The 22,431-nt window shown below is 76.2% G+C and carries 17 protein-coding genes; 11 read left to right on the forward strand and 6 right to left on the reverse strand.

The genetic code is table 11. The features are described from left to right. Positions 1–84: 84 nt before the first annotated feature. From B073_RS0120970 to B073_RS0120985, 4 genes are read left to right on the forward strand one after another with little or no spacing between them, the layout of a single operon-like run. Positions 85–1,215 (forward strand): glycosyltransferase family 4 protein, encoded by a 1,131-nt coding sequence (locus B073_RS0120970; RefSeq protein ID WP_018540047.1) that lies wholly within the window; start codon positions 85–87, stop codon positions 1,213–1,215. After that, positions 1,212–2,450 carry a glycosyltransferase gene (locus tag B073_RS42855; RefSeq protein ID WP_018540048.1) on the forward strand — a complete coding sequence of 413 codons (1,239 nt, stop codon included), beginning with the start codon at positions 1,212–1,214 and terminating at the stop codon, positions 2,448–2,450. Before B073_RS0120970 ends, B073_RS42855 begins: the two co-directional genes overlap by 4 nt. Then, positions 2,447–3,307, forward strand: a complete 861-nt coding sequence (locus B073_RS0120980) for an SGNH/GDSL hydrolase family protein (RefSeq protein WP_018540049.1) — start codon at positions 2,447–2,449, stop codon at positions 3,305–3,307. The genes B073_RS42855 and B073_RS0120980 overlap by 4 nt, the downstream gene beginning before the upstream one ends. Beyond that, positions 3,304–6,936, forward strand: coding sequence for a hydantoinase B/oxoprolinase family protein (locus B073_RS0120985; RefSeq protein ID WP_018540050.1), 3,633 nt, complete (start codon positions 3,304–3,306; stop codon positions 6,934–6,936). The genes B073_RS0120980 and B073_RS0120985 overlap by 4 nt, the downstream gene beginning before the upstream one ends. 64 nt (positions 6,937–7,000) lie before the next feature. Here the strand turns inward: B073_RS0120985 and B073_RS0120990 are convergent, their stop codons facing one another. The 4 genes from B073_RS0120990 to B073_RS0121005 all read right to left on the reverse strand — a co-directional run bounded on the left by B073_RS0120990 (position 7,001) and on the right by B073_RS0121005 (position 9,841). Beyond that, positions 7,001–7,285, reverse strand: a complete 285-nt coding sequence (locus B073_RS0120990) for a hypothetical protein (RefSeq protein WP_018540051.1) — start codon at positions 7,283–7,285, stop codon at positions 7,001–7,003. 167 nt (positions 7,286–7,452) lie between these two features. Further along, the gene (locus B073_RS0120995) at positions 7,453–8,346 is read right to left on the reverse strand and encodes a biotin-dependent carboxyltransferase family protein (RefSeq protein ID WP_018540052.1); all 894 of its coding nucleotides are present in this window, start codon (positions 8,344–8,346) and stop codon (positions 7,453–7,455) included. Continuing rightward, complete coding sequence (pxpB, locus tag B073_RS0121000; RefSeq protein ID WP_018540053.1) at positions 8,343–9,068, reverse strand: 5-oxoprolinase subunit PxpB; 726 nt, start codon at positions 9,066–9,068, stop codon at positions 8,343–8,345. The genes B073_RS0120995 and pxpB overlap by 4 nt, the downstream gene beginning before the upstream one ends. Beyond that, on the reverse strand, positions 9,065–9,841 hold the full coding sequence (locus B073_RS0121005) for a LamB/YcsF family protein (RefSeq protein ID WP_018540054.1): 777 nt from the start codon (positions 9,839–9,841) through the stop codon (positions 9,065–9,067). Before B073_RS0121005 ends, pxpB begins: the two co-directional genes overlap by 4 nt. Positions 9,842–10,054: 213 nt before the next feature. On the opposite strand from B073_RS0121005, the gene B073_RS0121010 reads away from it, so the two are divergent. The 7 genes from B073_RS0121010 to B073_RS0121040 all read left to right on the forward strand — a co-directional run bounded on the left by B073_RS0121010 (position 10,055) and on the right by B073_RS0121040 (position 20,876). Next, positions 10,055–10,798, forward strand: coding sequence for a GntR family transcriptional regulator (locus tag B073_RS0121010; RefSeq protein WP_018540055.1), 744 nt, complete (start codon positions 10,055–10,057; stop codon positions 10,796–10,798). Positions 10,799–11,012: 214 nt separating this feature from the next. Then, entirely contained in the window at positions 11,013–11,723 is a 711-nt protein-coding gene (locus B073_RS0121015) for a DUF969 domain-containing protein (protein WP_018540056.1), read from the forward strand. Next, positions 11,720–12,688, forward strand: a complete 969-nt coding sequence (locus B073_RS0121020) for a DUF979 domain-containing protein (protein WP_018540057.1) — start codon at positions 11,720–11,722, stop codon at positions 12,686–12,688. The genes B073_RS0121015 and B073_RS0121020 overlap by 4 nt, the downstream gene beginning before the upstream one ends. Before the next feature lie 23 nt (positions 12,689–12,711). Continuing rightward, the gene (gene pcp / locus B073_RS0121025; protein WP_018540058.1) at positions 12,712–13,395 is read left to right on the forward strand and encodes a pyroglutamyl-peptidase I; all 684 of its coding nucleotides are present in this window, start codon (positions 12,712–12,714) and stop codon (positions 13,393–13,395) included. 132 nt (positions 13,396–13,527) lie between these two features. After that, the gene (locus tag B073_RS0121030) at positions 13,528–15,066 is read left to right on the forward strand and encodes a hypothetical protein (protein ID WP_018540059.1); all 1,539 of its coding nucleotides are present in this window, start codon (positions 13,528–13,530) and stop codon (positions 15,064–15,066) included. Positions 15,067–15,157: 91 nt separating this feature from the next. After that, positions 15,158–16,144 carry a hypothetical protein gene (locus tag B073_RS0121035; RefSeq protein WP_018540060.1) on the forward strand — a complete coding sequence of 329 codons (987 nt, stop codon included), beginning with the start codon at positions 15,158–15,160 and terminating at the stop codon, positions 16,142–16,144. Between the two features lie 58 nt (positions 16,145–16,202). Continuing rightward, a complete protein-coding gene (locus B073_RS0121040) occupies positions 16,203–20,876 on the forward strand; it encodes a hypothetical protein (RefSeq protein WP_018540061.1) in 4,674 nt (1,557 codons plus the stop codon). A 54-nt stretch (positions 20,877–20,930) separates the two neighbouring features. Here the strand turns inward: B073_RS0121040 and B073_RS0121045 are convergent, their stop codons facing one another. Continuing rightward, complete coding sequence (locus tag B073_RS0121045) at positions 20,931–21,734, reverse strand: IclR family transcriptional regulator (protein WP_018540062.1); 804 nt, start codon at positions 21,732–21,734, stop codon at positions 20,931–20,933. A gap of 218 nt (positions 21,735–21,952) precedes the next feature. Beyond that, a complete protein-coding gene (locus tag B073_RS0121050; protein ID WP_018540063.1) occupies positions 21,953–22,336 on the reverse strand; it encodes a hypothetical protein in 384 nt (127 codons plus the stop codon). Positions 22,337–22,431: the final 95 nt, after the last annotated feature.

The following is a 22,431-nucleotide window of genomic DNA, read 5'->3' on the forward strand; positions in this document are numbered from 1 at the left end:
CGGGAGGCGAACGCTCATGGGACGTTCGCCGGTTGGAAAGATCCCCGTGGTCCCGTCCACGCACGGCCCGCCGACAACAGCGGTATGCGTGTCGCCCTTGTCACCGAATCCTTCCCGCCCGACGTCAACGGCGTCGCACACTGTGCCCTCCAGACCGCCCGCCACCTCGTCCGGCGCGGGCACGAGCCGCTGGTCGTCGCGCCGCTGGCGAACTCCGCCCCCACCGCCCCGCACGCCCACGAGAGCCCGTGCCCCGTGGTGCGGGTGCCCTCGATGCCGCTGCCCGGATATCCGCAGGTGCGCATCGCGCTTCCGGGGCGGCGGCTGTCCGCCGCGCTGGACGGGCACCGGCCCGACCTGGTGCACCTGGCCAGCCCCTTTGTCCTCGGGGCGCGGGGGATGGCGGCCGCGGCCCGGCGGGGGGTGCCGGCGGTCGCCGTCTACCAGACCGACATGGCGCGCTACGCGCACACCTACCTGGGGCGCGGCGGGGCCGCGGCCTGGCGGCGGATCCGGGCGGTGCACGCCGCCGCCGACCTCACCCTGGCCCCCTCCAGCGCGGCGCTGCTGGACCTGACCGAGCACGGGGTGCCGCGGGTGCGGCTGTGGCCGCGCGGGGTCGACTCCGGCCGGTTCCACCCCGGGCGGCGGGACGCGGTGCTGCGCAGCTCACTGCTGGCGGGGCGGGAGCTGCTGGTGGGGTACGTGGGGCGGCTGGCGCCGGAGAAGGACGTCCGGCTGCTGGCCGAGACCTCCGCGCTCCCGGGCGTGCGCACCGTGGTGATCGGCGAGGGCCCCAGCGCCGCCGCCCTCCGGGCGCAGCTGCCCGCGGTGCGGTTCCTGGGCCGGCGCACCGGCGACGAACTGGCCCGGCTGTACGCCTCGTTGGACGTCTTCGTGCACACCGGGCCGTTCGAGACCTTCTGCCAGACCGTGCAGGAGGCGATGGCGTCCGGTGTCCCGGTCGTCGCGCCGGCTGCCGGCGGGCCGCTGGACCTCGTCGACCACGGGCGGACCGGGCTGCTGGTCCCGCCCGGGGACGGCGGCGCGCTGCGGGACGCGGTGCGGACGCTGGGCGGGAACGCCGAGCTGCGGGTGCGCTACGGCGCCGCCGGGCGGCGGGCGGTGGCGGCCCGCACCTGGGAGGCCGTCGGCGACCAGCTGCTGGCCCACTACGAGGACGTGCTGGCCGACCGGACGGCGGTGGCGGCGTGACCGCCCGCGGGGCCCGGAACGCCCGGGCGGGGCTGCGGATCGTCCGGGTCGCCAACTTCGTCGCCCCGGCCTCCGGCGGGCTGCGCACCGCGCTGTGCGAGCTGGGCGCCGGCTACCGGGCCGCCGGCCACGAACCGGTGCTCGTCGTGCCCGGCCCGCCGGAGTCGGTGGGGCCGCGCGGCATACGGGACGAGGAGAGCGCCCAGGGCCGGGTGCTCACCCTGCCCGGGCCCCTGGTGCCGGGCAGCGGCGGCTACCGGGTGTTGACCGACCGTCGGCGGCTGGCGCGCCTGCTGGCGGAGCTGGCCCCGGACCGGCTGGAGGTCTCCGACCGCACGACGCTGCGCTGGACGGGGGAGTGGGCGCGGCGGGCCCGGGTCCCCGCGGTGATGGTGTCGCACGAGAGCGTGGACGGGGTGCTGCACACCTGGGGCGTGCCGCGGCCGCTGGCCCGCGCGGTCGCCGACCGCGTCAACTCCCGTACCGCGTATGCCTACAGCCGGGTGGTGTGCACCACCGAGTGGGCGGCCGCGGAGTTCCTCCGGGCCGGGGCGCGCAACGTGGTGCGGGCGCCGCTCGGGGTCGATCTGACCGCCTGGCACCCGCGGCTGCGCAGCGCCGAACTGCGCGGCCGGTGCGCCGGGCGGGCCGCCGTGGTGCTGCTGATGTGCTCCCGGCTGTCGACGGAGAAGCGGCCGGGCCGGGCCCTGGAGGCGCTCGCCGAGCTGCGCCGGCGGGGCGTGGACGCGGCGCTGGTGGTGGCCGGCGACGGACCGCTGCGGGCCCGGCTGGAGCAGCGGGCGCGGGCGGCCCGGCTGCCGGTGACGTTCCTCGGGCACCTGCCCGACCGAACCCGGCTGGCCGCGCTGCAGGCCGCCGCCGACCTCGTCCTGGCGCCCGGCCCGGCCGAGACCTTCGGGCTGGCCGCGCTGGAGGCGCTGGCCTGCGGCACCCCGGTCGTCGCCAGCGCGGCCTCGGCGCTGGCCGGGCTGGTGGGCGACGGCGGGGACACCGCGCTCGACGACGGCCCGTCCTTCGCCGACGCGGTGCAGCGGGTGCTGGCCCGGCCCGAGCCGGCGCGCCGGGCCGCCGCGCGGCGGCGCGCCGAGGGCTACGGCTGGCAGCCCGCGGTGGAGGCGTTCCTGGCGGCCCACGACGCGCCCCGGCCGGCCGGCGGACGGCGGCCGGCCGCGGTGACCGTGCCGCCCGCCGCGGGCCCCTGGAGCCGGCGGTGACGCCCCCGTTCGCGGCCCTCGGCGACTCGTTGACCGAGGGGCTCGGTGACCCGGTGGCGGGCGGCGGCTGGCGGGGCTGGGCGGCGCTGCTCGCCGCCGCGCTGGGGGAGCGGCCGGACGACGTCCCGCTGGTGAACCTCGCGCGCAGCGGGGCGCTCGCGGACGATGTGGCGCGGGAGCAGCTGCCGGTCGCGCGGGAACTGGCCCCGCGCTTCGCCTCCCTGCTGGTCGGGGCCAACGACACGCTGCGCGCCGCGTTCGCCATCGAGCGGGTCGCCGCCGCACTGGACCGGGCGCACGGCACGCTGAGCGCCGGCGGCGCGGTGGTGCTGACGGCGTGTCTGCCCGACCCCGGGCGGATGCTGGGACTGCCTGCGCCGCTGGCCCGTCCGCTGGCCCGCCGGATGCGCGCCGTCAACACCGTCGTGCACGCGGTCTCGGCCCGCTACGGCGGCGTCCACCTCCACCTGGCCGACCACCCGTGGGTGGCCGACCGGGCCACCTGGAGCGTGGACCGGCTGCACCCCGGTGAGCGCGGCCACCGGCTGCTGGCCCGCGGCTTCCACGACCTGCTCGCCGCTCGCGGACTGGCCGCCGGCCCGCCGCCTCCGCTCGCCCTCGACGGGCCGCCGCCCACCCGGGCCGGCGCGGCGCTGTGGATGGCGACCCGCGGCACCCGGTGGGTGGCCGAGCGCTGCACCGACCTGCTGCCGGGCCTGCTGGCGCTGGCCGTACGGGAGTGCCGGTACGGGCTGGCCGGATCCGGCCGGTTGCTGGACGCCGCCGCCGAGCGCGCCACCCGCAGCGCGCTGGCGGCCCTGTCCGAACCGGGCGGCGCTGCGACAATGGCGGGGTGACCGGACGCTGGGAGTTCTGGATCGACCGCGGCGGCACCTTCACCGACGTGGTGGGCAGGCGGCCGGACGGGCGCCTGGTCACCGGCAAGCTGCTCTCGCACCGCCCCGAGCGCTACCGCGACGCCGCGGTCGCCGGTATCCGGCAGATGCTGGGGCTCGGCCCGGACGAACCGGTGCCGGCCGAGCGGGTCTCGGTCGTCCGCATGGGCACCACCGTCGCCACCAACGCCCTCCTGGAGCGCACCGGTGAGCCGACGGTGCTGCTGATCACCGAGGGCTTCCGGGACGCGCTGCGGATCGCGTACCAGAACCGGCCGCGGATCTTCGACCGGCGGATCGTGCTGCCCGAGGCGCTCTACGCACGGGTGATCGAGGTGCCCGAACGCGTCGGTGCCCGCGGCGAGCCGGTCCGGCCGCTCGACGAGGAGCCCGTCCGCCGGGAGCTGCGGCGGGCGCACGCCGAGGGCCTGCGCAGCGCCGCCGTGGTGCTGCTGCACGGCTACCGCCACCCCGCGCACGAGCAGGCGGTCGCCGCGCTGGCCAGGGAGGCGGGTTTTCCGCAGGTCAGCTGCTCGCACGAGGTCAGCCCGCTGATGAAGCTGGTGGCGCGCGGGGACACCACGGTCGTCGACGCCTATCTCTCGCCGATCCTCGCGCGGTACGTCGAGGAGGTCGCCGCTCAACTGCCCGGTATCCGCCTGCTGTTCATGCAGTCCAACGGGGGGCTGCGGGAGGCCGGTCACTTCCGGGGCAAGGACGCGGTGCTGTCCGGCCCGGCGGGCGGGGTGGTCGGCATGGCGCGGACCGCCGCCGAAGCCGGCGGGCCGGGCCCGGACGGCGGCTTCGACCGGGTGATCGGCTTCGACATGGGCGGCACCTCCACCGATGTGTCGCACTACGCGGGCGAGTTCGAGCGGATCTTCGGCAGCGAGGTCGCCGGGGTGCGGATGCGGGCCCCGATGATGCACATCCACACCGTCGCGGCCGGCGGCGGCTCCGTCCTGCACTTCGACGGCCGCCGCTACCGCGTCGGCCCCGACTCCGCCGGCGCCGACCCCGGCCCGGCCTGCTACCGGGGCGGCGGCCCGCTCACCGTCACCGACGCCAACGTCATGCTCGGCCGCATCCAACCCGACCACTTCCCCGCGGTGTTCGGGCCCGACGGCGACCGGCCGCTGGACGCCGCGACCGTCCGCACCCGCTTCGCCGAGCTGGCCGCCCGGGCCGCCGCCGAGACCGGGGACGACCGCGGCCCCGAGGACGTCGCCGCCGGCTTCCTGGACATCGCGGTGCTCAACATGGCCAACGCGGTCAAGAAGATCTCCGTCCAGCGCGGCCGGGACATCACCCGCTACGCCCTGGTGAGCTTCGGTGGCGCGGGCGGCCAGCACGCCTGCGCGGTCGCCGACGCACTGGGCGTCGCCACCGTCGTCGTCCCGCCGCTGGCCGGGGTGCTCTCCGCGTACGGCATCGGGGTCGCCGACGCCACCGCGATGCGGGAGCAGGCCGTCGAGGAGCGCTTCGACGAGCCCGGTGCGATCGAGCGGGTCCGGGCGGTGTGCGACGGCCTCGCCCGGCAGACCCGGCGGGAACTCCTGGCCGACGGCGTGCCGGAGGCGTCGCTGACCACCGGCGCCCGGGTCCTGGTCCGCTACGCCGGGACCGACTCCACCCTCGGTGTGCCGCTCGGCGAACCGGCCGCCATGGAAGCGGAGTTCGTCCGCGCGCACCGCGAGCGGTACGCCTTCACCATGGACAAGCCGCTGGTCGCCGAGGCGGTGTCGGTGGAGACCCGGGGAGCGGCCGGCGGCGCGGCCGACTACGCCGTCCGACTGGGCGTAAGAAAGGGGGAGTTGGCGGCCGCCGCGACGGTCCGGATGTACGCCGGCGGGCGCTGGCGGGACACCGCGCTGTACCGCCGCGACGAGCTGCGGCCCGGCGACACCCTCACCGGTCCGGCGATCGTCGCCGAGGCGGACGCCACCACCGTCCTCGACCCCGACTGGCGGGCCACCGTCGGCGAGCGCGGCCATCTGCTGCTCACCCGCGCCCGGCCGCGCTCCGGCCGGACCGCCGTCGGCACCGAGGCGGACCCGGTGATGCTGGAGGTCTTCAACAGCCTCTTCATGGCCATCGCCGAGCAGATGGGCGTCCGGCTGGAGAACACCGCGCACTCCGTCAACATCAAGGAGCGGCTGGACTTCTCCTGCGCCCTCTTCGACGCCGCGGGCAACCTGATCGCCAACGCCCCGCACATCCCCGTCCACCTGGGGTCGATGGGGGAGTCCATCAAGGAGGTGCTGCGGCGGCGCGGAAGCGACCTGCGGCCGGGCGACGTGTACGCGATCAACGACCCGTACCACGGGGGCACGCACCTGCCGGACATCACCGTCGTCACCCCCGTCTTCGCCCCGGAGGAGGGCCCGTCGGGGAGCGAACTCCTCTTCCTGGTGGCCTCGCGCGGCCACCACGCCGAGATCGGCGGCATCACCCCCGGTTCGATGCCGGCGTTCAGCCGCACCGTCCAGGAGGAGGGTGTCCTCTTCGACAACTGGCTGCTGGTCCGGGACGGCCGGTTGCGCGAGGCCGAGACCCGCGAGCTGCTCGGCTCCGGGCCGTACCCGTCCCGCGCCCCGGACGCCAACCTCGCCGACCTGCGGGCCCAGATCGCCGCCAACGAGAAGGGCATCCGCGAACTGCGGCGGATGACCGAACAGTTCGGGCTGGACGTCGTACGGGCCTATATGCGGCACGTCCGGGACAACGCCGAGGAGTCGGTGCGCCGGATCCTCGCCCGGCTGCCGGACGGGCACTGCCGCTACGAGACGGACAGCGGCGCGCAGATCCACGTCGCGCTGACCGTCGACCGCGCCGCCCGCAGCGCGGTACTGGACTTCGCCGGCACCTCCCCGCAGCAGCCCGGCAACGCCAACGCGCCCCGTTCGGTGGTGATGGCGGCGGTGCTGTACGTGCTGCGGACCCTGGTCGCCGAGGACATCCCGCTCAACAGCGGCTGCCTGGAGCCCGTCGAGGTCCGCATCCCGGAGGGCTCGATGCTGGCGCCCGTCTTCCCGGCCGCCACCGTCGCGGGCAACGTGGAGACCTCCCAGGCGGTCACCGGCGCCCTCTACGCCGCGATGCGCGTCCAGGCGGAGGGCTCGGGCACGATGAACAACCTCACCTTCGGCAACGACCGGGTGCAGTACTACGAGACCGTCGCCAGCGGCTCCGGCGCCGGCGACGGCTTCGACGGGGCGGACGCCGTCCAGACCCATATGACCAACTCCCGGCTCACCGACCCCGAGGTGCTGGAGTGGCGCTATCCGGTCCGCGTCGAGGGCTTCGCGCTGCGCGAGGGCAGCGGCGGCACCGGCCGCTGGCACGGCGGCCGCGGCGCGGAGCGGCGGCTGCGCTTCCTGGAGCCGATGACCATCGCCCTGCTCTCCGGCCACCGCCGGGTCCCGCCGTACGGGATGGCGGGCGGCGGCCCGGGCGCGCTCGGCGCCAACTTCCTGGAGCGGGCGGACGGTTCGCGGGAGGAGCTGCGGGGCTGCGACACGGCCGAGGTCGGGGTGGACGACGTACTGGTGATCCGTACACCGGGGGGCGGGGGGTACGGGGTGGCGTAGCGGGCCGGGGTCCGGCCGCGGAGATGCGTCGGGTCCGCGGCCGGGTGCCGGGTCTGCCCGCCGGCTACTCCTCCGCCGCCGAGCGGCGGCACGCCTCGTAGGCGAGCACCGCGGGGACGTGTTCCCGCCGCAGCTCGAAGTAGCAGGCCCGAACGCTCTCGGCGCCGCCCTCCGCCCCGAGGCGACAGGCCCGTTCGACCACCTCCGGGTTGGCTTCGGGGTGTCGCTCCAGGACGGTGTAGAAGCACGCCTGCGGGGTGGCGTGGGCGGCCGGCGCGAGGGCGACGACGCCGCCGAGGGCGAAGACGAGACCGCTGAGGGCGGTGGCCAGGCGCGGGATGAGACGCATGGTGGTGACGGGTCCTTCCGTGCGAGAGCCCCGAGCTGGTCACTCGGGGCGGTTGATCCGCTACGGACGGTGCCCGGCTGTGCCGGTGGTGATGCGAGAGGGGCCGGGGCGCCGGGCGCGAACACCCGGCGCACGGAACGTACTTGGGGTGGCAGGGTGCGCCGATGTCAGCCGGGGTGCGCCACCGCTCCCGGTCGCCGGCCGAGCCGTACGAACCGGACCGGAGTGCCCGGTGCCGCCTGTGCCGCCGCGGCCAGGAAGCGCTCCGGGACGACCCCGGCGACCGGGTAGCCGCCGGTCGTCGGATGGTCGTGCAGGAACAGCACCGGAAGGCCGTTCGGTGGTACCTGGAGCGCGCCCAACGGCATGCCCTCACTGGGGAGTTCGCCGTCCCGGGCGCGCTCCAGGGGAGGGCCCTCGGTGCGCAGCCCGATCCGGTTGGAGGCCGCGGAGACCCGGAACCGGCCGTCGGTCAGGGTGCGCAGCCCCTCGGCGGTGAACCACGCGTCGCGCGGCCCGGGCAGGAACGGCAGCACCAGCTCGGCCGCAGGTCCGGCGCACGGGACCACGTCGGCCGCCGGTGGGGGGCCGCACGGCGACCCCAGCGGGAGCCCGGCGCCGTCCGCCAGCGGGTCCGGGCCGAGGCCCGAGAGCAGGTCGGTGGCGCGGCTGCCGAGCACCGGTTCGGGGCCGACGCCGCCGGCGAACGCGAGGTAGGAGCGCACGCCGTGGGTGGCCGGCCCGGCCTCCAGCACGGCGCCGGCCGGGACGTGGACCGGGGCGCCCCAGGGGACGGGCCGGCCGTCCACCGTCACCGGGCAGGGGGCGCCGGTGACCGCGGCGGTGGCGGCGCCGCGCAGGCGGACCGCGCAGCCGGTGAGCGTGGTCTCCAGGGTGGCCGCCGACGCGGGGTTGCCCACCAGGCGGTTGGCGAGCCGGTGCGCGGGCCCGTCCAGCGCCCCGGAGCGGGGCACTCCCAGGTGCGCGTGGCCGGGCCGGCCGAGGTCCTGGACGGTGGTGAGCGCGCCGGCCCGGACCACCGACAGGGCGCGGTCGGTCATCGGGCGGACTCCTCGCAGGCAGTGGTGCGCGGGGCCGGCACGGGGGCGTCCTGGGGCACGAAGCGGACGGGCGTGCCGGGGGCGAGCAGTGCGGCGGGTTCGCGCCGGGGATCCCACAGGACGGCCTCGGTGCGGCCGATCAGCTGCCAGCCGCCGGGGGAGGAGCGCGGATAGACCCCGGTGTACGGGCCGGCCAGGCCGACCGAGCCGACCGGGACCCGGGTGCGGGGGTTCTCCCGGCGCGGGACGTGCAGGTGCTCCGGAAGCCCCGTCAGATAGCCGAAGCCGGGCGCGAACCCGCAGAACGCGACGCGGAAGGCGGTGGCGGAGTGCCGCCGGACCACCTCGTCGGCGGAGACGCCCCACAGTGCGGCGACGTCGGCGAGGTCCGGGCCGTCGTAGTGCACCGGGATCTCGACGGCCGCGCGGTCGCCGGCGGCCGGCGGCGGAAGGTGCCAGCCGGGCAGTTCGACGGCGAGCGCGCCGGGGTCGGCCAGGCCGTCGAGGAAGACCGTCCGGGCGGCCGGCACGATCTCGCGGACGGCGGGGAGGCGGCCGTCGGCGGCACGGCGCAGCAGTTCGGCGTGGAGGGCCTCGGCGTCCTCGGCACGGGCCAGTTCGATCAGCAGCCCGTGTTCGCCGACCGGCAGCACCGTGGGCGACGGCCGCCCGGCTCCGCGGACCGCCGTCTCCGTCCCGTCCGGTGTCCTGTCCGGCGTCATACGAAGCTCCGCACCCGGACCCCGGCCGAGGTCAGTTCGGCGCGGACCCGGCGGGCCAGCTCGGCGGCGCCCGGGGTGTCGCCGTGCAGGCAGAGGGAGCGCGCGGCGACCGTGATCCGGTTGCCGTCGAGCGAGGTGACCGTGCGGTCCCGGGCCAGGCCGACGGCGCGCTTGACCACCGCGTCGGGGTCGTGGACCACCGCGCCCGGCTCGCGGCGCGGCACCAGGGTGCCCGCGTCGGTGTAGGCGCGGTCGGCGAACGCCTCGCCCACGACCGGGAGTCCGGCCTCCGTCGCGGCCCCGTGCAGCCGGGAGCCGGGCAGCCCGAGGACCGGCAGGCGGCCGCCCGCGGCGCGGATCCCGGCGACCACCGCGGCGGCCTGCCCGGCGTCGTGGACGCAGCGGTTGTAGAGCGCGCCGTGCGGTTTGACGTAGCCGACCCGGGCGCCGGCGGCGCGGGCGAAGACCTCCAATGCGCCGATCTGGTAGGTGATCTCGTCGGCCAGTTCGTCGGGCGGCACGTCCATGGCGCGGCGGCCGAAGCCGGCCAGGTCGCGGTAGGAGACCTGGGCGCCGATCACCACCCCGCGCTCGGCGGCCAGGGCGCACACCCGGCGCATGGTGGACGGGTCGCCGGCGTGGAAGCCGCAGGCGACGTTGGCGCTGGTGACGACGGACAGCAGGGCCTCGTCGTCGGTGAGGTGCCAGCGGCCGAAGCCTTCCCCGAGGTCGGCGTTGAGGTCGATGACGGGAGGGGCCGCCGGGTTGCTCATGGATCTCCGTTCCGGATGCGGGGTGCCGTGCGGATGCGGGAGGCGGCTGCGGCGATGCCGAAGCGCTCGCCAACGTACAGATCGTTGAACGATCCGACAAGAGGTGTGTTGTCCTGTCCCGTTATCTGGGATTGACTTCGGCTGACAGACAGCGGAACAGCACAGCGGGACGGGCCTCGCCGGTCCGTCCCGACGGACGGAGCGGACAGCGCTATGGCCGGCGGAGTGGCGGGGAACGATCGACGGCGGCTCGCCGAGGTCGCGGGACTGGAAGGGGACCGCGCCCTGCTCGGCCGCGCCAGCACGGCCGAACGGGTCGCCGACATCCTGCGGGGCCGGATCACCGAGGGCTACTTCCCGCCCGGCGCACGGCTGTCGGAGGAGAGCATCGGCGGCGCGCTGGGCGTCTCGCGCAACACCCTCCGCGAGTCGTTCCGGCTGCTCACTCATGAGCGGCTGCTGGAACACCGGCTCAACCGCGGGGTGTTCGTACGGATGGTGACCGTCGAGGACCTCGACGACATCTTCCGGGTGCGGCTGCTGGTGGAGTGCGCGGCGGTGCGCGGACTGGGCCAGGGCCCCTACGACGCCGCGACCGCCCGGCTGGTGGCGGCGATCGAGGAGGCGGTGCGGGCCGGCGAGGCGGCTGCCGCGGAGCGGGCCTGGGCCGAGCTGTCGACCGCCAACCTCCGCTTCCACCAGTCCGTCGTGGCACTGGCCGGCAGTCCGCGCACCGACGAGCTGATGCGCGGTGTGCTGGCCGAACTCCGGCTGGTCTTCCATGTGATGGACGACCCGCGGCGCTTCCACTCGCCCTACCTGGTGCGCAACCGGCAGATCGCCGAGACGCTGCTGGCCGGCGACGCGGCCGCGGCCGAACTGCTGCTGCGGGCCTATCTGGAGGACTCCCGCGCCCAGTTGTCGGCGGCGTACGCCCAGCGCATCGCCGAGGGTTAGGGCTGCCGCCGGTCCGCCGGTGCGGCCGGACGCCGGCCGCGCTCCCGTTTCGTCGTCGCCGACCCCTTGTCGGATCGTTCAACAATCGCATAGCCTCCGCAGCAATTCCTGAGCAACTCCTCAACGCTCCCCCCTCGTGCCCCTTGCCCGTCGACCTTCCGTCGACCCGCGGCGCGCGCGTCTCGCGGGGGACCCGTACGCGGAAGGCGGATCCATGATCGTCCTCCTCGGCGTGCTCGTGGTCGTGGTCGGCTTCGCCACGAAACGCAACGCCCTGCTGGTCGTCGCGGCGGCCGGGATCGTCACCGGACTCCTCGGCGGGCTCTCGCCGGCGAAGGTGCTGGCCGCCTTCGGCGACGGCTTCGCCGGCAGCCGGGCGGTGACCATCTTCGCGATCACCCTCCCGGTCATCGGCCTCCTGGAGCGCTACGGCCTCCAGGAGCAGGCCCGCGCCCTGATCGCCCGGTTCGGCCGGCTCACCACCGGGCGCTTCCTCGCGCTCTACCTGGGCCTGCGGCAGATCGGCGCCGCCATCGGGCTGACCAACGTCTTCGGCCACGCCCAGACCGTCCGTCCGCTCGCCGTCCCCATGGCGGAGGGCGCCGCCGAGCGCCGCCACGGCCCGCTCCCCGAGCGGACCCGGGAGAAGATCCGCTCGTTCGCGGCCGGCGCGGACAACGTCGGCCTCTTCTTCGGGGAGGACGTCTTCCTCGCCGTCGGCTCCATCCTGCTGATCACCGGCTTCGTCAACACCACCTACGGGACCCACCTCGAACCGCTCCAGCTGGCCCTGTGGGCGATCCCCACCGCGCTGTGCGCCTTCGTCGTCCACGGCTGGCGGCTGCTGCGCCTGGACCGCCACCTGGAGCGCGAACTGCTCGCCGCCGACGCCCGATCCACCACCGCAGCGGAGGCCACCCGATGATCAAGGCAGAGTGGTTCTACTGGCTCGTCGGCCTCAGCTTCCTGGTGATGGCCGCCCAGATGGTCACCGACCGCAGCAACCCCAAGCGGCTGGGCACCGGCGCCTTCTGGGGGCTGATCGGCGCCGGGTTCATCTACAGCAGCTGGGTCGTCACCAAGCAGGCCCCGGCCGAACCGCTGGGCGCCGCGGTGCTCGTGATGGCCGCGCTGGCCGGCTTCGGCTTCACCGGGCGCGGCACTCCGCGCACCACCACCCCCGAGGAGCGCACCGCGAGCGCCGCCCGCCTCGGCAACCGGCTCTTCGTCCCCGCGCTGACCATCCCGGTCGTCGCGATGGCCTGCGCCATCGGCGTCAAACACCTCTCCCTCGGGGGCGAACCGGTCCTCCAGAAGGGCAGCGAGACCATCCTGGGCCTCGGCATCGGCGCGGTCGCCGCGCTCGTCGTCGGCATGGTGATGCTGCGTGAGAAGCGGATCTCGGTGCCGGTGCAGTCCGGCCGCACCATGCTGGAGGCGATGGGCTGGGCGATGCTGCTGCCGCAGATGCTGGCCACGCTCGGCGCCATCTTCCAGGTCTCCGGCGTCGGCGGCCAGGTGGGCAAGCTCGCCACCGCCCTGCTCCCGAAGGACTCGCTCTACGTCGCCGTCGCCGTCTACTGCCTGGGCATGTTCGCCTTCACGCTCATCATGGGCAACGCCTTCGCCGCCTTCCCCGTGATGACCGCGGCCGTCGGCTGGCCCGTCCTGATCGGCCACTTCCACGGCAACCCGGCCGCCGTCCTGGCCCTCGGCATGCTCGCCGGCTTCTGCGGGACGCTGGTGACCCCGATGGCCGCCAACTTCAACATCGTCCCGGCGGCGCTGCTGGAGCTGAAGGACCAGTACGGGCCCATCAAGGCGCAACTGCCGACCGCCGGCGTCCTGCTGGGCTGCAACATCGTGATCATGGCGTTGTTCGCGTTCTGACCGCCCCACCCCGGGAGAGACCCATGACCTCCACCACCCCGCCGAACGGCTCGCGTCCCACCCCCAGCCGCGTACTGCTCACCGGATTCGAGCCGTTCGACGGCGAGGCCACCAACCCGTCCTGGCGCGCGGTGCGCGCCGCGGCGGCCGCACCGCTCGACGGGCTGGCCCTGCACACCGCCGAACTCCCCTGCGTCTACGGCGGCTCCATGACCGCCCTGCGCACCGCGATCGACGAGACATGTCCCGACATCGTGGTATGCGTCGGACAGGCGGGCGGGCGCCCGGACATCACCGTCGAACGGGTCGCCGTCAACGTGGACGACGCCCGCATCCCCGACTCCGCGGGCGCGGAGCCGATCGACGAGCCCATCGTGCCGGGCGGGCCCGCCGCCTACTTCGCCACCCTCCCGATCAAGGCGTGTGTGGCCGCCGTCCGCGCCGCGGGCCTGCCGGCCTCGGTCTCCAACACCGCCGGCACCTTCGTCTGCAACCACGTCTTCTACGGGCTCGCCCACCTCATCGCCACCGAACTGCCGCATGTGCGCGGCGGTTTCGTGCACGTCCCCTACGCGCCCGAGCAGGTCACCGACCGCGCCCGGCCGTCGCTGCCGGTCGACGCGGCCGCCACCGCGCTGCGCGCCATCGCCGCCACCGCCGCCCGCACCCGCACCGACCTGCGGGTCGCCGAGGGGGCCACGCACTGAGCCGCCGGCGCCGCCGGTAAAATGACCAGCCGGCCGGCCCCTGAGCTGCTTCCGGCATCCGGCGGCGGTCCGCCCATGAGCGGATCCGCGCCGTTTCGTCCGTTGTCAGTGCCAGCGCCTACGCTGTGCGACGTGACTTTTTCCGCCCCGGGGGCCGCTGCGCCCCAGCTCAACGGCACCGGCCGGCCCGCGCCGGGCCCGGCCGCCGACGAAGGACTGGCCCGCCGGCTGCGCGCGCTGGCGTGCACCGCGCCGCTGCACGACCTCGACGTGCGCAAGGCCAACCTCGCGGGCGAGTACGGCGTCTACGCCATGGCGGAGGTGGCGCTCGCCGTCATCGACCTGGTCACCCTCAACATGGACTTCGACACCGGCGCCGACCACGAGGAGATAGTGGCCAAGGTCCTCCCGCGGGTCGCCGCCCAGGCCCCGGACCGCCCCGCCGCGGAGCACGAGCGGGTGGCCCGCTGGGTGCTGGAGAACCTCATCAACGTCGGCAGCGTCGACCGCGGCTTCCGCGCCGTCTACGGCACCTTCACCACCGACGGCGCCTACGTCCGCCGCGACTACGACTTCAAGCTCGTCGAAGAGGTCCCCGGCGCCGGCGGCACCGTCTACCTCCGCGCCACCGACGAGGCGGTCAACGTCCTCGTCGGCGCCCTCGACACGGACGTCACCAGCGCCCAGATCGCCGCCGAGGTCAAGCTGGAGGTGCTGATCAGCCGCGGCCGGCTGGCCGACGCCCAGCTCGCCGCCGAGCAGGCCCGCTACCGCACCGTCCAGTACGCCGAGACCCTCCGCAGGACCCTGGAGGCCACCCGGCGCAACGTCCGCTCGGTCGACTGGCTGCACACCGTCCCCGACATGATCAACGAGGCGCTGGACCACGTGGCGGACCGCTACCGCCACGAGAACGCCATCCTCACCAACATCCGCAAGGCCCGCGACGAGGCCGAGGCCGTCGACGCGCGCACCGGCGAGCACAAGCGGCGCGCCGCCGAGCTGGTCGACATCGTCAAGGACTGCATCCGCCGGCACACCCAGCTGCAGTCCCGGCTCCTGGAGGCCGGCCCGCTCTTCCGCGCCGAGCAGGACCGCCAGGCGTTCGCCGCCCCCGCCGCCCGCACCGGCCTGGACCTCTACGGCCAACTCGTCGCCCCCGTCCTCCCGCTCCCCGTCGAGGCGGCCACCCGGGTCACCGACGCCTTCTTCGCCCACGGCACCGGTCTGCGCACCCCCACCGCCGTCCGGGTCGGCGACCTCGTCGAGGTGCTGCTCACCCCGCCCCTGGAGCGCGAGCACCTCGGCGCCGAGATGCCCGAGCCCGACCTGGTGGCCACGCCCGACGACAGCCGCTTCAGCGAGGCCCAGATGGACGCCGCGACGGCCCTGCTCGACCTGCCCGCCGACGCCCCCCGCCGGCTCTCCGGCCTGCTCGCCGAGGCCCGCCGCAGCGACCCCGAACTCCCGTACCTGGTCGCCCTGTTGGCGGTGCACGCCGCCAGCCCCCCGGTCGGCACCGCCTACCGCCAGGGCGAGCAGCACCTGCTCTTCGCCGTCGACGACGGCACCGAGCTGGTCGACCCCGAGTTCGGCGGCGCCGACCTCATCGTCGGCACCGCCCTGCTGGACGCGGCCGGTATGGCCGCCGACCGCTCGGAGGTGGCCTGATGCCCACCGCGCACCCCCGCCGCCGGATAGCGGCCGCACCGCCGCCGCGCTACGAGATACCCCCGACCGTCCCCCGCAAGGAGCTCCACCCGTGACCCAGTACGACGCCGACGAGGCGCCGCGGCCCGAGCCGGCGCCGGGCAGCGGCGAGGCGGCCTGGGGCGCGCCCGCCGACGCCCCCGAGACGACCGCGGTCGCGACGGCCGCTCCCGCCGCGGTCCCCGAGCTCTCGGCTCCGCTCGAGCAGGGGAGACCCCAATCCCCGGCCGACGCCGCCGACGCCGCGCGGCTGGTCGCCTTCGGCCTCCAGCCCAAGCTGCTGCCGGCCCGCGACGCCGCCTACGCCGACCTGCTCCGCCGGTATCGCGACGAACCCGCCTTCGCCCGGCTTGCCGACGCCGTCGCCTCGGGCCTCGGGCTGATCGTCCTGGAGGTCTCCACCCGCGCCGGGATGGCCGTCACCGCCGCCGAGGACTCCGTCTTCGCGGTCCGGATGGGCGACTACGCCCGCCGCGCCTCCGCCGACTCCGCCGACCGCTTCCTGCACGGCCTGGCCCATCTCGCCGTCGCCGCCATGTCCTTCCCCCGCCCCGAGGACCTCGCCGACGACGGCTACATCGGCCGGATCACCGTCAACGGCGTCGACGCCTTCGTCCGGCAGGCGTGCCGCCGCCTGGAGGAGCGCGCCGCGCAGGACGGCGAGAACACCGACCCGGTCACCGACGCCCCCGGCCTGGAGTCCGCCTGGCGGGTCTACGCGCGGCGCAGCGCCACCGGCGCCACCAAGGACGCCCGGCGGCTGGCCGGTTCGACCACCGGCATCATCGCCAAGGCCGTCACCTTCCTCGTCGACTCCGGCTTCCTCCAGCGCACCGGCGACGACGCCGGCGGCGCCTACCGCACCACCGCCCGCTATCAGCTCCAGGTCCGCGACATGGCCGGCACCGCCGCCATGGCCGAGCTGCTGGAGCTGGGCATCGTGCCGGTCTCCGACGGCAGCGCCTCGCTGCTGCCCGGCGAGGAGTCCGACGACCTCGACCTGGTCGCCGAGGCCGGTCTGCCGTTCCACTCCGGCTGACCGCCCGCCGCCGCCCACCCCGACCACCGACCCACCCACACACCAACGAGAGTCCGCCATGTACGAGCTGTCCCGGGTCCGCCTCTACTCCATCGGGCCCGCCGGTGCGCGCTACGCCGACACCGTCCTGGACCTGCGCGGGGTCGGCGCGCCGGTGCCGCAGCCGGCCCCCGCCCAGGCGGACTTCTTCGAGGACGAACCGGTCGGCCCGCCGCGCCGCCCGGCCCCCGCCGGCGTGCTCTTCCTGGAGAACGGCGGCGGCAAGTCCGTCCTGCTCAAGCTGATCTTCTCGGTCATGCTGCCGGGCCACCGCAACACCCTCGGCGGCGCCAGCTCCGGCGTGCTCCGCAAGTTCCTGCTGGCCGACGACTGCGGCCATGTCGCCCTGGAATGGCAGCACGTCGTCACCGGCGAGTCCGTCGTGGTCGGCAAGGTCAGCGAGTGGCGCGGCCGCCAGGTCTCCAACGACCCCCGCAAGTTCGCCGAGGCGTGGTACAGCTTCCGGCCCGGCCCCGGGATGAGCCTGGACTCCCTCCCCGTCGCCGAGGCCACCCTCGTCCGCCCCCGGACGGAGCAGGGCGAGGGCGGCTCCGGCGCGCACGGCCGCCGCCGCACGATGAAGGGCTTCCGCGACGCCCTCACCGAGGCTGGCAAGAACTACCCCAACCTCGACGTGGTCTGGGAGGAGGTCCACGAGCGCTGGAACGAACACCTCGGCGACCTCGGCCTGGACCCCGAACTCTTCCGCTACCAGCGGGAGATGAACGCCGACGAGGGCGAGGCGGCCGGCCTCTTCGCGGTCAAGAACGACTCCGACTTCACCGACCTGCTGCTGCGCGCGGTCACCGACACCCGCGACACCGACGGCCTCGCCGACCTCGTCCACGGCTTCGCCCACAAGCTCGGCCGCCGCGCCGAGCTGACCGCCGAACGCGACTTCACCGCCGGCTCGCTGGACCTGCTCTCGAAGATCGCCGAGGCCGCCGAGGCCCGCGACCGGGCCCGCGAGGTGCACGCCGCCGCCGAGCGCCGCACCCGCGGCCTGGCCCAGCGGCTGCACGCCCGCGGCACCGAGGAGCGCGGCCGGGCCGCCGAGCTGGCCGAGGCGGTCGCCGCGGCCGCGCACCGCGTCACCGACGCCGAGCGCGGCCGCGAGCGCCGCGCCCTGGTCTCCGCCGAACTCGCCTACCGCCACGCCTCGTTGGCGCTGACCGCCGCCGAGAAGGGCGCCGCCGCCCAGCGCCGCGAGCTCAACGACGCCCGCACCCTGCACAGCGCCTGGCAGGCCGCCGAGACCGCGCTGCGGCACCGCGCCGCCGCCGACCGCTCCGCGCGGGTCGCCGCCGCCATCCGCGAGGCCGAGCGGGACGCCGCCCCGGCGCTGGCCGCCCGCGCCACCGCCGCCGCCGACCTGGTGCGCGCCCTGCACAGCGCCGCCGAGGCCGGCGAACGCCTCGCCAACGAGGAGGAGGAGCGCTCCGCCGCCCTCCAGGAGGCCGGCGAGTCCGCGCACCGCGACGCCACCACCGCCGCCACCCACGCCCAGCGCGCCCGCAGCGAGGCCGACCACCTCAAGCAGCGGCTCGCCGAGGTCGCGGAGGAGACCGCCGAGGCGGTCCGGGCCGGCTGGCTCGACGACACCGCGCCGGACGCCGATCCGGCCCGCGCCGCACTCGCCGCCTCCGACGCCGAGAAGACCGCCGTCGAGGCGTGGGACGCGGCCCGCGAGGCCGCCCGGCAGGCCACCGACCGGGCCCGCGAGACCGCCGCAAGGCACTCCGCCGCCGAACTCGCCGCGGCCCGCGCCGAGGACGCCGCCCAGGCCGCCGAGCGCGCCCACGACGCCGAGCGCCGGGCCGCCGAGTCGATCGGCGCCGAGCAGCGGCTCGTCGAACTCCTCGGCCTCCCCGAGGCGTCGGCGATCGCCCTGCCCGGCCCCCGTACGGCCGACGGCGCCCCGGCCGCCGCCCCGCGCCGCCCCGCCGGCCCGCTCTCCGCCGAGGAGCTGGACCGCAGCGCCGACGCCCTGCACGAGCTGCTGGAGGACGGCGTCGCGGCCGCCGAGCGCCAGCTGTTCGACCTGCGGACGGCCGCCGCCGACGACTCCCGGATCCTGGGCGCGCTGGGCGACGGCGGCCTGCTGCCGCCCGGCCCCGACGTGCTGGCGGCGGTGGAGTATCTGGGCGAGCACGGCGTCCCCGCGCTGCCCGGCTGGCGCTATCTGGCCCAGTCCGTCGACCCCGCCGACCACGCCCGGGTGCTGGCCGCCCGCCCCGAGCTGGTCGACGGCGTGATCATCACCGATCCCGACACCCACGCCCGGGCCCGCGAGGTCCTCGCCCAGGCCGCGCTGCTGCCCCGTTCCGCCGTCGCGGTGGGCACCGCCGCCGCGCTGCTCGCCCCCACCCCGGGCCCCGACGCGGACGACTCCGGTGTCTTTCTCGTCCCGCCGAATCCGGCCATGCACGACGAGTCCGCCGCCGACGAGGAGCGCCGCGCGCTGCGCGCCCGCGCCGCCGAGCGCGACGAGGAGATCCGGTCGCTGGCTGCCCGCCTCGCCGGGGACCGCGCGCTCGCCGCCCGGCTCGGCTCCTGGCGCGCCGGCTGCCCGGCCGGCCGGCTCACCGAGCTGGCCGAGGCCGCCCAGGCCGCCCGGGCCGCCGCCGAGGAGGCCGCCGCCGAGCTGACCGAGGCCCGTACGGCCCGCGCCGAGGCCGACGAGGTCGCCGGCGAGGCCACCCGGGTGCGTGACGAACGACAGGAGGCCGCGCAGCGCGCCCGGCGCGCCGCCGACCTGCTCGCCGGCCTCGCCCACCGGCTCCGCGAGCGCGCCGGCTGGCAGTCCAGGATGCGCGAACTCGCCGACGAGGCCGTGGAGTTCGAGGCCCGCGCCGAGGAGTGCGTGGATCGCGCCCGGGCCGCCGACGAGGACCGCCGGGCCGCCCAGCGGGCCGCCGACGACGCCCGCCGCACCGCCCGCGCGCTGCGCGCCGAGCGCTCCGAGATCGCCGGCGTCCCCGACGACCTCGGCGACGCCCCGGAGGACCCGGCCGCCTCGCTGCCCGCGCTCCGCGAGGCGTACCGCGCCGCCTCCCAGCTCTACGAGAAGGTCGGCGTCGGCGCCGACCTGCGCGCCGAGCAGGCCCGCGCCGAGAGCGACGAGTCCGCCGCCCTGGCCGAGCTGAACCGCCTCACCAACAAGGTCCGCACCCGCGCCGAGCAGCTGCTGCAGAGCCCCGACGCGGCCGACGGCCCGTCCCGGCAGGCCGCCGCGGCCCGCGCCGAGTCGATGGTGCAGATGCTGGAGACCCGTGCTTCGGCCGCCAGCGAGCAGCTCGGCCGGCTGCGCGGCGAGGCGGAGCGGCTGGCGCCCACCGACGGTGAGGCGCACACCGAGCTGCCCGAGGAGCTGGTGCCCGCCGACGCCGACCGGGCCAAGGAGCTGTTGCGCACCGCCAACGCCGAACTGGCCACCGCCACCGAGGCCCTGGAGGCCGCCCGCACCGGGCACGAGGAGCTGCTGCGCGCGCACCGTGCCGCCGAGGACGCGGCCGGCGGCTTCGACGAGACCGCCGCCCTGCTGCGCGATCTGCTGCGGGACCACCCGGACGCCGAACGGGGGGCGGACGGCGAGGACGCGCCGATCGAGCCGTACGCCGGCGGCCTGGCCGAGGCCCGGCAGGCCGCCGCGGAGTCCCGCCGCTCGCTGCGCGGCTGCGCCGCCGACCTCTCCGCCGCCGAGTCCGCCGTCCGGGACGCCTCCGACGTCCTCGTCCGGCACGCCAACGCCACCCGCTACGAGCAGGTGCGCACCCCCGCCCGGCAGCAGATCCGCGAGCTGCCCGCCGCGGCGCTGCCGGACCACGCCGCCAAGTGGGCCGAGGCGTTCGCGCCCCGCCTGCGGGTGCTCACCGACGAGCTGGCGCAGCTGGAGCGCAACCGCGACTCCATCGTCGACCGGCTCCGCGGGCTGGTGGAGTCCTCGCTGACGACGCTGCGCTCCGCCCAGCGGCTCTCCCGGTTGCCCGAGGGGCTGGGGGAGTGGTCCGGCCAGGAGTTCCTGCGGATCCGTTTCGAGGACCCCGATCAGGCCACGCTCACCGAGCGGCTCGGCGAGGTCATCGACGAGGCGACCAGCGCGGCGGTGCGGAAGAACAGCGATCTGCGGCGCGACGGGATGTCCCTGCTGCTGCGCGGGGTGCAGGCCGCGCTCCAGCCGCGCGGGGTGGCCGTGGAGATCCTCAAGCCGGACGCGGTGCTGCGCGCCGAGCGGGTCCCCGTCGGGCAGATGGGCGACGTCTTCTCCGGCGGCCAGCTGCTGACCGCCGCCATCGCCCTGTACTGCACGATGGCGGCGCTGCGCAGCAACGACCGGGGCCGCGACAAGCAGCGGCACGCCGGCACGCTGTTCCTCGACAACCCCATCGGCCGCGCCAACGCCACCTACCTGCTGGAGCTCCAGCGCGCCGTCGCCGACGCCCTGGGCGTCCAACTCCTCTACACCACCGGCCTGTTCGACACCACCGCGCTCGCGGAGTTCCCGCTGGTGATCCGGCTGCGCAACGACGCGGACCTGCGGGCGGGCCTGAAGTACATCAGCGTCGAGGAGCATCTGCGCCCCGGCCTGCCGCAGCCGGACCCGTCCGGCGAGGCGGTGCACGGGCAGATCACCGCGACGCGGATGTACCGGCGCCCGGAGGAGCCGGCGGGGGCGGAGCCGGCCGGCGGCTGAGCGGGCCGTCCGGCCCGCGCCGACCGCCCCACCGCACCGGCCGCCGCGCCGGGTTCAGCCGCCGTACCCCATGCGGCGGGACAGCTCGGCCGCGGCCTTCACCGCCGCCTTCGCCAGCTCCGGGAGGCGCTCCGGCGCCATCCGGTAGGCGGGCCCGGAGACCCCGATGGCCCCGATCACCGTGCCGTCGTAGGAGCGCACCGGCGCCGCGACGGCGTTCAGCCCGGTCTCGAACTCCTCGGCGGTGCGGGCGAAGCCGTCCTCGCGGACGGCCGCCAGCTGCTCCCGCACGGCGGCCGGGGCGGTCAGCGTGCCGTCGGTGAAGCGCGGCAGCTTGCGGCCGAGCAGTGCCTCCCGGCGCTCCCGGGGCAGGTGGGCCAGCAGTACCTTGCCGCTGGCGGTGGCGTGCAGCGGGGTGCGGCGGCCCAGCCAGTTGAAGGCGGTGACCGCGGCGGAGCCCCGGGCCTGCATGATGTTGACCGCGGCATCGCCGTCCAGCACCGCGATGTTGGCGGTCTCGCCGGTCTCGTCGGCCAGCGCCCGGCACACCGGCTGGCCCTCCTGCGAGATGTCCAGCCGGATCGCGGCCGCGCCGGCCAGCCGCAGCACCCCGGCGCCCAGGAAGTACTTGCCGCGGTCCTTCTCCTGCTCCACCAGACCGCGGCTCTCCAGCACGCCCAGGATCCGGAACGCCGTCGACTTGCGCACGCCCAGTTCGTCGGCGAGTTCGGTGACCCCGGCCTCGCCCAGCCGGGCCAGGCTCTCCAGTACGCTCACCGCGCGGTCCACGGACTGGACGGAACCCGCCCCGCGCCGCTCCTCGGCGGGCTCCGCCGCCGCGTCTGTCGTCTTCGCCATGGCTCTTCGCCTCACCGCCCGTTGCGTCGGGGGCACGTCCTGGGGGCGTTCTCCGGAAAGCCCTTGGCGGGGCGCTCCCCGGCTCGGATTCTGTTGCGCATCGTGCGATGCGATGCACGATGCGCAACGTCATGATAGCGATCAGCGCACCGGCCGCCACGTCGAACGCCCGCTGCGCGCCGCGCCGTTCGGCCCGCGCACCGGCGCGCGCCCGCCCGTCAGGCCGCCGCGCGGTCCGTGCGCGCCGGCTCCTCCGGCGGCCGGCGCCGCTCCCGGCGGCGCGCCTCCCGGCGCTCCCGGCGCAACTCCCGGGCGGTACTGCTCGGTTCGGACCGCACCCCGTGTCGCTGCACCCAGACCTGGCGCGTCACCCAGACGTCCAGCACCGCCCAGGTGGCGACGACGGTGCTGGCGACCGTGCACAGCACCGCGGGGAAGGCGAACCAGGACCCCGCCAGGGTGCACAGGAAGGCCACCATGGCCTGGATCAGGGTGACCGCCACGATGATCACGGCGCGGACCGCGGCCGTGCGGACCGGCTCGGCCATCCGGCGCCGGACCTTCGTCTCCTCCTGCCACAAGGGACGCCTGCCGCCGTCCATCGCGTCACACTCCCCGACTCTCCCCGCGTCCCCGGCCTGTCCGACTCCTCGTCGGCTGCCCGGGTTTCACCGGATACATGCCACACGGGAGGGGC

This window comes from Streptomyces sp. MspMP-M5, from assembly GCF_000373585.1.
Classification (GTDB): Bacteria; Actinomycetota; Actinomycetes; order Streptomycetales; family Streptomycetaceae; genus Streptomyces.